Genomic DNA, 9,711 nt, shown 5'->3' with positions numbered 1-9,711 from the left:
GCTGATAACCGTCTTGACTGACTGAATAGAGAGAGTCGAGACTCTATTCGGCTGGATATTGTGGATACGTTCTCGGGCCGAACTGTGATTCGACGCGGCGGGGTCACTTGCTCAAAATACTTCTGTCGCGCAGACTCCTAGGCGGTCTGGTGATGTATTTCAACGGCCAGATCAGGCTTGAGATCGACAATGAGGCGCTCAGAATTCACGTACCACCTCTGACCGGGCTTGGGTTGATCGGTTTCACCACCGGCAAACATCGTATTCCACTGACTTCGATCAGAAAGATTGAGTTAGCTCCGGTTACCGGTATCAAGAACCTGGTTCAGGCGCTCCAGCATTCAAAATTGATTGTTGTTACAGACACACAGACGTATCGGCTGCAACTCTACAATTATTTGAAGGTTGGCCAACCTGACCATCGCATTGGCTTCAGGAGCGCGTTTGGTAAGCCCAAAACACAAGCCGAAACCCTGATTGCAGAAGCGCCACTAGTCAAGGCATTGAGCGAGTTAACCAGAGGTGAAGCCGAGTTTTCGTCCAGGCCAACGGATCGAACCGGCCCTCTGGCCAACCATTTTGATTTGACCAAACACCGCGGCATCTTGCTGCTGCTGGTGCTTCTGACAGGACTCGGCACCTACGCGCTGGTGGACTATGTGTTGCTGACGGAATTCCTGATTTTGGGAGACCTGCCGCTCTGGCCGTTCATATCCTCGGGTCTGGTAGCAGGAGCTCTTGGGGTCCGTCTGGGTCGCGGCGCGCCGGCGGCGGAACGTTTCGGTATCACCGCCCTGCTCTGCGCCGTCGCTATGCTGGCGACGTTTCCCGGGCTGCAGAGGTATACACTTCTGGTGTCACCGGAACCGCAGACTGTCGATTTTCAGAACACCGAGACGGCTTATTTCACCAACCCGCAGTACCCCGATATCGATCAACGGCAAAGCAACATTCCCGAATATTGGCAGAGCTTCCCGGCAGGCGATGTCTACACGTTCAACCTTCACTAATCGGGGCTCGGCTTCGTCCTGATCAGTATGTCCTCTGTTTATGCGGAGAGTCGTGCGTTTTATGGGGCCCAGTCACCAACGCAATAACGCGTCGAGTGACACCTTGCTCACCCTTCACAGGCGAATAGCAGGCCTCCATAACCAGATTTTGCCCGTTGGCGTCAATTGCCGGGAAACCGCCCGACTTTACATTCCCGGTGACCAGTTCACGCCAGAACCGGATATACTCTTCGCTGGCTGCGTAGTCGCTGTCGCAGATCATTCTGTGGTGCTTGCCGAGCAATTCGTGCTGCTCGAACCCCATCAAATCCAGAAAAGCCGGGCTTGCGCGCTCGATAATGCCGTCCTGAGACATTACCAGTACTGCCATGGCGGCTTCGATCGCCTGCCATTCAGCTTCCAGTTCCTGTACCCGGCGCTCTGCCGCGTCACATCTTGCCAACGCCTCCTGCAATTCCAGTTTTCTGCGATTGTAAAAAGCCAATCTCACTTCTCCTTTCCAGTCACAAGCTCACTTACATGAGATGTTTACGAGTGCTTGAGCCGCGGGATCATGGTTGCGTGCCGGGTCGTTCAGAAGATAGGTGTTCAGCAATGGTGACCTATCCAAGACTGCTCGCAATACGCGGCACAGCAAAATCAATAAACGCCCGCAGTTTCTGTGGAACCAGCGCCCGCTGCTCATACACGAACTGAACAGGCAGAGGCGCCGGTTCCCAGCGCTGCAAGATCGCTTCCACGCGACCGGCTGCTATTCCGGGCGCCGCTTGATAAGAGAGCACCCGAGTGATGCCAAGGCCGGCCTCTGCAGCGTCCAGGGCGGCTTCGGCCGTATTCACATGAAGGCGTGCGTTGACGGGAATTCGGAGGGTCTTTCCGTCGGCCTCGAAACTCCAGGCCTGATCCGCTAAAAACTGGTCGAAGACGATGCACGAAGCCTCTTCAAGGTCGTTTGGCGCTTTGGGTTCACCGTGCATCTCGAGGTAAGACCGGCTTGCACAAACGATACGGCGCACCTCCCCTACCTTACGCGCAATCAGACCGCTGTCTGGCAGTGGACCAATTCGAACGGCCATGTCGATGTGTTCCTCACTGAGGCTGACTGGCCGGTCGATGAGCTGCAGCCGAACGTTGATGTCCGGATAGCATTGCAGGAACTCAGTGACCACGGGCAACACGTGCATGCGCCCGAAGACTATTGGTGCCGTCAGGGTCAATGTTCCCTTTGGTGCTGAAAATTCGCCTGAGGCGCCACGTTCAATCTCAGCAACGTCGTCGAGAATTCGGCGGCACGCGGCCACGTAGGCAACCCCGGTATCCGTCAGCGTCAATCCACGGGGAGAACGCAGCACCAACTCGGCCTTCAGGTCGGTTTCCAGCTCAGATATCCGTCGACTCACGGTCGCAACAGGCATTCCCAGAGCCTTTGCGCCCGATGAAATGCTGCCGTTATCAACCACTTTCACAAGGATGGCCATCGTTTTCAGTCGGTCTGGCATAACCCTTCAAGCCTCTCTACGGTTGCCCCTTTAGCCTTCCTTAAAATGGAAATTAGTCTTTCAAAAATGCCGTCTACTGCATGTTTATGGAAAACCTTACCCTTGATGAGCAACAAATGCCAAGCCCGCAAAAGAGCAACGTCTCATCCGAAGGAACCTGACTATGAATGCGAACTTTCCTGCCCACGCTGATCCCATAAAGCTCTATCGACATCCGAAATCCGGCCACTGCCATCGTGTTGAACTCATGATGGCCCTGCTCGACCTTCCCTATCAGGCGATCGATATTGATGTCGCCAATGGTGCCCACAAAGCACCGTCGTTCCTGGCCATGAGCCCGCTGGGGCAGGTTCCGGCCATCGATGACAATGGCGTCACACTCTCGGACTCCAACGCCATCCTGATCTACCTGGTGAAATCCTACCCCACCGATTACGACTGGCTGCCGGAAAGCCCTGAAGCCGCTGCTGAAGTCCAGCGCTGGCTGTCGGTTGCAGCTGGCGAGATTGCCCACGGCCCCTGTGTAGCGCGGCTGGTCACGGTTTTTAATGCACCGCTGGATCACGAGCGCGCCAAGGCAGCCTCTCACCAGTTGTTTGCGGTTATGGAACAAACGCTGGAACTACGTGATTTCCTCGCCGGGTCCGCGATTACGATTGCCGATGTGGCGGGCTATAGCTACATCGCTCATGCGCCGGAAGGTGGTGTGAGCCTCGACGGTTACCCATCGATCCGGGCCTGGCTGAAAAGAATCGAGAGCCAGGACCGCTTTGTGGGAATGGCCCGTACTCCACTACCTGTAGGCGTCTGACCAAGAGGAGGCTCCCATGAAGAAGATCCCTGGTGTTTTCCACATCGGTGAACGTGCTGTGCAGGCCCGTGCTGAGGTTCCAGATGAGTGGTTGGCGCAGTCGGAAAGCTTCGTACGTACCGAAATGCCCGAACAACACAGGGATTTCTTTGAGAACCTGCCCATGCTGTTCCTGGCGCTGCTGGACCGCACCGGCCGGCCCTGGTGCGTTCCTGCTTTTGGAGCGCCGGGGTTCGTGGTCTCCCCTGCTCCGGATAGGCTTGAATTACGAAGCACACCGGTGCTCGCCGATGAACTCGAACTGGACCGGTCGACCGGCGCCAGTGTCGGTATCGTCGGGATTGATCTGAGCAACCGGCGCCGCAACCGGATGAATGGTCGCGTTCAACAAATAGCCGGTGGCGCGATGACCATTCAGGTGGACCAAAGCTTCGGGAACTGCCCGCAGTACATTCAAATGCGGGCTCTGAGCGCAGTTCGGAGCGAACCCAAGCCAGCGAGCCGTCGGCGGGCCAACCTGCGTGATCCGGAGGTTCGCCGCATCATTGAAGCTTCCGATACCTTTTTTATTGCTTCCCGTGCGGCGGGTTCGCTCGATGGCGGGAGTGCCGGGATCGATGCCTCCCATCGTGGCGGCCGGCCAGGGTTTCTCGGCATCAATGAGGACGGCACCCTCTCCTTTCCGGATTTTTCCGGCAATCGCTTTTTCAACACACTGGGCAATATTGAAAGCGATGGCCGGGTCAGTCTGTTCATTCCCGATTTTGAAACAGGGTGCGCGGTATTGGTGACCGGGCGCGGCACCATCGACTGGGATTCCGAACGTGTTTCGTCGTTTGAAGGTGCAGAGCGTATCGTCGACGTTGTGCCGGAAGAGATCTGGTACGCCACTGCGGCTGTACCGGTTAATGCGTCGGCCCCTGAGCCATGGCCCGGGCTTGATAACACTGGAACCTGGACAGGTGCGCGTCTTGCTGCCCTCAAAACCGGCGGTTATCGTCGATTCCAGATTGCTGCCAAGTGGAGGGAAAGCGACACGATCACATCCTTCTACCTGGCGCCTGCTGACGGTGGACCGATTGAACCGCACGTGGCCGGGCACTTTCTGCCTCTGAGGATTCCCCAGAAAGACGGCGCTATTCTGCGCAGTTACACGATATCTCAGGGGCCGAACGGGAAAGATTATCGCCTCTCGATCAAACGTGAAGAACATGGCGTGTCGTCCCGACTCCTGCACGATCACTTCAGCAGTGGCGATATCATTGAGGTCGGCTCACCATCAGGCGATTTTGTTCTGGACGACGGTACTCAGCCCATCGTGATGCTTTCCGGTGGCGTAGGCATAACGCCGATGATCGCCATGCTGGATGGGCAGGTGGCCGCGGTTAAGGACGGTGCGCCCAAACGCGAGGTGTACTTTATTCATGCCACTCAGAACAGCGCTACCCAGGCATTCAGGAAGGAGCTGATTGCATTGGCCAGACGATATGACTGGCTCCATCTGTTTGTTGCCTACAGTGCCCCACTCAAAGACGACAAGCTGGGCGATACCCATGATCTCGAAACCCGGTTGAGCATGGACGTTCTTTCCAGGCTTCTGCCGTTTGGCGGTTACCAGTTCTACTTATGCGGCCCGGAGGCCTTTATGCGATCGCTGTATTCAGGATTGCGCGACATTGGTGTTGACCGCTCACACATCCATTACGAGTTTTTCGGTGCCGGAGAGCTTGGTGAATCCGAAGAGAGCGTCCCGGCGGTGGTGCTTCCTGAGCGCGCAAACATCACGCTTGCCCGCTCGGGCGTCCAGGCCGAATGGACGCATCAAAGCGGTACGCTCCTGGAAACCGCGGAAGCCGCCGGCCTGAAGCCGAACTTCAACTGCCGTTCGGGCAAATGTGGTGCTTGCGCCACCCGCTTGGTCTCAGGCGCCGTGCACTATCAGCGAAGCCCGGTGATTACTCCAGCAAAAGGCGAAGTGCTGACCTGTTGCGCGGTGCCAATGAGTGAGGACGTTCAGATCGATATTTGAAGCACCCGTTTTTATCGAGGGGTCGCCTACTTCCTCGTGTCCTCAATCAAACCAAGACTGGCCATAATGCGAAAAGCAGCCTCGATTCGCGCTTCGTTCGGGTAATTTTTGTTCGCCAACATCACTATTCCGGTCTGCTGGCCGGAAACCATTGCGATGTATGCGCCGAACCCGTTGGTCGAGCCAGTCTTATTGACCCAGACATCTTCACTGGGCGCCATGGAAGGCGTTATAGCACTTGTCGCGTTAGGTTCCAGAATCATGTCATACCCGTTGCCAGATCGCAGGGTCGCCAGCGTTACTGGCAGTGGGTACGTTTCCCAGACTAACCCTTGTTTCATTTCACCCACTTGGTAATGCCCGTTCCGCGTTGCATTGATGGCCACCTGAAGTGTTTCGTCAATCTCCAGAAGTCCAAGGTTAGCCTGAACGAACTTTGCGAGGTCATTGGCCGTCGTTTTGATGCCGTAGGCCTCGTCATCAACTACGCCAGGTGAAACTCGCTTTGGGTTACCGTCTTTATCTTCCCCCAAGGCATAGTGCTCTTGCTTTGCGTGAGGCACTTCATACCAGGTTTGGAACATTCCAAGAGGCTCGAAAACTTGAGAATGCATGGCTTCTACAAAGTCGTCGTCAAGGCTTGCGGCCGTGGCGATGCCCAGAAGCCCGATGCTGGGGTTTGAATAGGTTCGGCTTTTTCCAACAGGCTCGGTCGGCTGCCACCCGCGATACCATTTCATGAGAGATTCGCGGTCAGTGATGTCCTCTGGCACGAAAAGCGGTAAACCACCCCCGGTGTAGGTAGCAAGATTTGCTCCGGTTATTTCATCGAAAGCCGTTCCTTGAAGCTCAGGAAGAGCGCTGCTTACTGGAGCCTTGAGGTCGAACTTACCCTGCAAATCAGCGAGTGACGCCAGGGTTGCTGTAAAAGGTTTGGTGAGCGAACCGATCTCAAACAAGGTTTCATTGTTGACAGGGGCACCATTGATGCGGGCGTCCACCCCGTAATTGAACACCGATGTGCCACTTGGACGAATGATGGCTATCGCCATCCCGGGAATATTCTGCTGCTCCATCAGGGGCTCAATGGCCAGATCAATCCGGTGTTTTATATCCTCGCCAGATGTCTGCGCAAGCGACAGATCCGAAACAAGTAATAGACCAATCAACAACCGAGCCGAAAGTTTTCTCATTTTTCGCCTGATCAACGGTTAATCGTATGAAATAAATGACGTTTCACCATAGCGTAATACCTCCCTGCACTCACGCTAACAATCTGTAATACGGCAAGATTTTGCCGTATAGTACGGCTCCCTATTTTGAGGAGTTGCAATCATGTTGAGCGTGAATGAGTACTTCGACGGCAAAGTGAAATCCATCGCGTTCCAGGGCGAGCGTTTGCCTGCAACCGTCGGTGTGATCAGCGCGGGTGAATATGAATTCGGCACCAGCAAGAAAGAAGTGATGACGGTTGTGAGTGGCGCGTTGACCGTTCAGCTCCCGGGCAGCGAGAGCTGGGTTCGTTATGGGGCTGCGGATTCGTTTGAGGTAGAGGCGAATGCCAGCTTTAAGGTGAAGGCTGAAATGGATACGGCTTACTTCTGCACCTACGAGTAATTCGTAACCAATGGGCTGGAGCTTAATCAGGCAGTCGTACGATCAACTCCAGCTCAACCTGAAGCTCGGGCGCGGCCAACGCCTGAACGCCAATCCCCGTTACACATGGCTGCGCGCCATCAAACGTTTCTAGAAACGCCGGCATAAGCTCTTCCAGCCTTTCACTTGTAAGATCTGTGACATAAACGCGCGCCATAACCACATGCTCAGGCTTCGCATGCACTGCGGTTAAAGCAGAGCGGGCATTTCTCGATACGATTTTCATTTGTTCCGCCAGATTGTCTGGAACAGGCTCGCCATTCGGTTGCCAGGCCACTTGCCCGGAAACAAAAGCCAGGCGCCCCGGCTCAACGATGGAAATCTGGGAGTAGCCTAACTCTCCCGCATTCGGCAATGTCTCGGGGTTAAGACGAACGATCGTTTCTGACACACCTTTCCCTCTTCCGAATTGGCGCACATTTCATGCCCCACTTGAGTCATCATGTTCAACAGTTGATACTCTACAGGCATTTTTGTCGAAATGGATTCGCCAATGAAGCGCCTTTCAATCACCACGCCCGATAGGCCCGGCGCTGGCCTTGACCTGGGAGCCCTGCGGGTTTTCGTGGCTATCGTCGAAACGGGAAGCTTTGTTTCAGGGGGTGAGGCGTTGGGTTTGACGCGCTCCGCAGCCGGTAAAGCGATGGCCCGGCTCGAGGCACACCTTGGCACCCGCCTGTTGCAAAGAACAACAAGAACGGTGTCACTGACGGTGGACGGCGAGCGCTTCTATGAACGGTGCGTGCAAATTTTACAGGACCTGGAAGAAGCTGAATCTGACATTCGGCAGGACCTGCCTCAACCAAAAGGCACCCTGCGTTTATCCGTTACGGAAGCTTATGGTCGAATCGTCGTACTGCCCTTTCTTAAACAGTTCCTGGCGGCCTGGCCTGGTCTCGAAGTGGAGGTAAACCTCACAGACAGAGTCGTCGATCTGGTTGAGGAGGGATTCGACTTAAGCATCCGCATCGGAGACATCCCAACGAACTCACAACTGATAGCTCGTACCGTTGAATACGCGCGACCCTACGTATATGCAGCGCCATCGTACATAAATGCTTTTGGCGAACCGAAAGAGCCGTCGGATCTGACGAGTCACCAAAGACTCATTTACGGGCTGGGCATACAGTCTACAGGATGGAATCTGCTGACCTCCTCTGGATCGGAGGTCTTTATCGATGGCGGTAGAAAGTTGCGTTTCGATAGCGGCGAGGCCATTCGGGAGAGCGCCCTTCACGGCATGGGAGTGGCCTTTCTTCCCGCTTTTCTGGTCAACGACGATGTTGAATCCGGCCGTTTAGTCAGAATTCTACCGAGTTACGGAGGTAAAAGATTGCCGATACAGGTCGTCTATGTAACTCGTAATCACCTTGCGCAAAAGACACGTTTATTTATTGATGGGTTAGTTCAATACCGTCGAGATAAATGACCCAAACATCCCCGATTACACCCTTTCTTCGGGTCTGAGCGTCAGTACCTCGTAACCATCTGAAGTCACAGCCACCGTGTGCTCCCATTGAGCCGATAACTTCTTGTCACTGGTAACGACAGTCCAGCCATCTTTCTTCAACTTAACCTTGGCCTTTCCCTGGTTGATCATGGGCTCTATCGTGAAGACCATCCCTTCCTGAAGGACTAGACCTTTACCGGGCTGGCCATAATGCAGAACCTGCGGCTCTTCATGCATCTCACGCCCAATGCCGTGCCCGCAATACTCACGCACAACAGAATACCCGTATTTCTGGGCGTGGCTTTGGATGGCATGACCGATGTCGCCAAGGGTCGCACCAGGCCTTACACGTCGAATGCCCTCCCACATGGCTTCATAGGTTTTATGAACCAACCGTTCGGCACCAGGGCTTACGCTTCCCATCATGTACATCTTGCTGGAATCCGCGATAAACCCGCCCTGCTCCAACGTGATATCAATGTTGACGATGTCACCGGATTTGAGTTTCTGGGTGGCCGACGGAACGCCATGACAAACAACGCGATTGACAGAGCTATTGAGGGCATATTCGTAGCCGTATTGGCCTTTACTCGCTGGCCGAGCGTTCAACTGATCGGTGATATACCGCTCCGCGAGGTTGTTGATCTCCATTGTGGACATGCCGATCTCGATAACGCCATCAAGGTACTGGAATACCGTTGCCAGAAGCCGACCGGATTCGCGCATCACGTTCAATTCTTCTGCGCTTTTCAGAATGACGCTAGCCACCGACAGCTTTCCTTAAGTCGACTTCAGCCAGCTTCATCTGCTCTCGCATGATTTCAGTAAACGACATGCCGGGATTCGCCTCAGCGAGCATGCCAATCTTTATCCAGTACTCCGCTTGCGCATTGATGGAACGGACCATCACCGAACTGGCCTTTCGGATTTCGCCATGCAGTTCGTCGTCAATTTTCACAATACCCATAACAGGCCCTTAGAATACGATGTGTATATGGATCATATATTCCGAGGGTCAGGCAGGCAATAAGAGCGGTGGAAATCCACTACTGTTACTGCCGAACGCTGTCGTCGCTTTGTCCCTCAACCGCGAATTGCGTAGGCAATAATGTGCGCTAGGAGTCTGCGCGGCAGAAGCTACATTCTGGCACAATAGATCAAAATTCTTCAGCAACAGGATGACTGATGGGAACCACTTTCCGCCCGTATTCGCCTGGCCAGGAACTGCTTCTTCCCCCGAGCCTGAACGAGTGGCT

At 54.7% G+C, this 9,711-nt stretch carries 11 protein-coding genes; 5 read left to right on the top strand and 6 right to left on the bottom strand.

The window, feature by feature from the left end:
• Nucleotides 1-107: 107 nt before the first annotated feature.
• The gene (locus Q1J88_RS12255; RefSeq protein WP_301118006.1) at nt 108-1,010 is read left to right on the top strand and encodes a hypothetical protein; all 903 of its coding nucleotides are present in this window, start codon (nt 108-110) and stop codon (nt 1,008-1,010) included.
• Nucleotides 1,011-1,032: 22 nt separating this feature from the next.
• Here Q1J88_RS12255 and Q1J88_RS12250 read toward each other — a convergent pair whose 3' ends face one another.
• Nucleotides 1,033-1,494, bottom strand: a complete 462-nt coding sequence (locus tag Q1J88_RS12250; RefSeq protein WP_301118005.1) for a PAS domain-containing protein — start codon at nt 1,492-1,494, stop codon at nt 1,033-1,035.
• 118 nt (nt 1,495-1,612) lie between these two features.
• Nucleotides 1,613-2,509, bottom strand: a complete 897-nt coding sequence (locus Q1J88_RS12245; protein ID WP_301118004.1) for a LysR family transcriptional regulator — start codon at nt 2,507-2,509, stop codon at nt 1,613-1,615.
• Nucleotides 2,510-2,672: 163 nt separating this feature from the next.
• Here Q1J88_RS12245 and Q1J88_RS12240 point away from each other — a divergent pair, with 163 nt between their 5' ends.
• Together Q1J88_RS12240 and Q1J88_RS12235 are read left to right on the top strand one after the other, a co-directional pair.
• The gene (locus Q1J88_RS12240; RefSeq protein ID WP_301118003.1) at nt 2,673-3,320 is read left to right on the top strand and encodes a glutathione S-transferase family protein; all 648 of its coding nucleotides are present in this window, start codon (nt 2,673-2,675) and stop codon (nt 3,318-3,320) included.
• A gap of 16 nt (nt 3,321-3,336) precedes the next feature.
• Nucleotides 3,337-5,349: a pyridoxamine 5'-phosphate oxidase family protein gene (locus Q1J88_RS12235; protein WP_301118002.1), complete on the top strand. Its 2,013-nt coding sequence runs from the start codon at nt 3,337-3,339 to the stop codon at nt 5,347-5,349.
• A gap of 26 nt (nt 5,350-5,375) precedes the next feature.
• Here Q1J88_RS12235 and ampC read toward each other — a convergent pair whose 3' ends face one another.
• Nucleotides 5,376-6,542 (bottom strand): class C beta-lactamase, encoded by a 1,167-nt coding sequence (gene ampC / locus Q1J88_RS12230; protein ID WP_301118001.1) that lies wholly within the window; start codon nt 6,540-6,542, stop codon nt 5,376-5,378.
• A gap of 142 nt (nt 6,543-6,684) precedes the next feature.
• Between ampC and Q1J88_RS12225 the strand changes: the two genes are divergently transcribed.
• Nucleotides 6,685-6,966: a pyrimidine/purine nucleoside phosphorylase gene (locus Q1J88_RS12225; RefSeq protein WP_301118000.1), complete on the top strand. Its 282-nt coding sequence runs from the start codon at nt 6,685-6,687 to the stop codon at nt 6,964-6,966.
• Between the two features lie 22 nt (nt 6,967-6,988).
• Here Q1J88_RS12225 and Q1J88_RS12220 read toward each other — a convergent pair whose 3' ends face one another.
• The gene (locus tag Q1J88_RS12220) at nt 6,989-7,396 is read right to left on the bottom strand and encodes a RidA family protein (protein WP_301117999.1); all 408 of its coding nucleotides are present in this window, start codon (nt 7,394-7,396) and stop codon (nt 6,989-6,991) included.
• A 102-nt stretch (nt 7,397-7,498) separates the two neighbouring features.
• On the opposite strand from Q1J88_RS12220, the gene Q1J88_RS12215 reads away from it, so the two are divergent.
• On the top strand, nt 7,499-8,434 hold the full coding sequence (locus Q1J88_RS12215; protein WP_301117998.1) for a LysR family transcriptional regulator: 936 nt from the start codon (nt 7,499-7,501) through the stop codon (nt 8,432-8,434).
• Between the two features lie 15 nt (nt 8,435-8,449).
• Here Q1J88_RS12215 and map read toward each other — a convergent pair whose 3' ends face one another.
• Nucleotides 8,450-9,211 carry a type I methionyl aminopeptidase gene (gene map / locus Q1J88_RS12210; RefSeq protein ID WP_301118007.1) on the bottom strand — a complete coding sequence of 254 codons (762 nt, stop codon included), beginning with the start codon at nt 9,209-9,211 and terminating at the stop codon, nt 8,450-8,452.
• Nucleotides 9,212-9,215: 4 nt separating this feature from the next.
• Entirely contained in the window at nt 9,216-9,422 is a 207-nt protein-coding gene (locus Q1J88_RS12205) for a ParD-like family protein (RefSeq protein WP_301117996.1), read from the bottom strand.
• Between the last annotated feature and the right edge of the window lie 289 nt (nt 9,423-9,711).

It is taken from the genome of Pusillimonas sp., assembly GCF_029263785.1.
Classification (GTDB): Bacteria; Pseudomonadota; Gammaproteobacteria; order Burkholderiales; family Burkholderiaceae_B; genus Pusillimonas.
The sequence above is the reverse complement of the archived record's forward strand: the minus strand, read 5'-3'. Positions and strand labels throughout refer to the sequence as shown.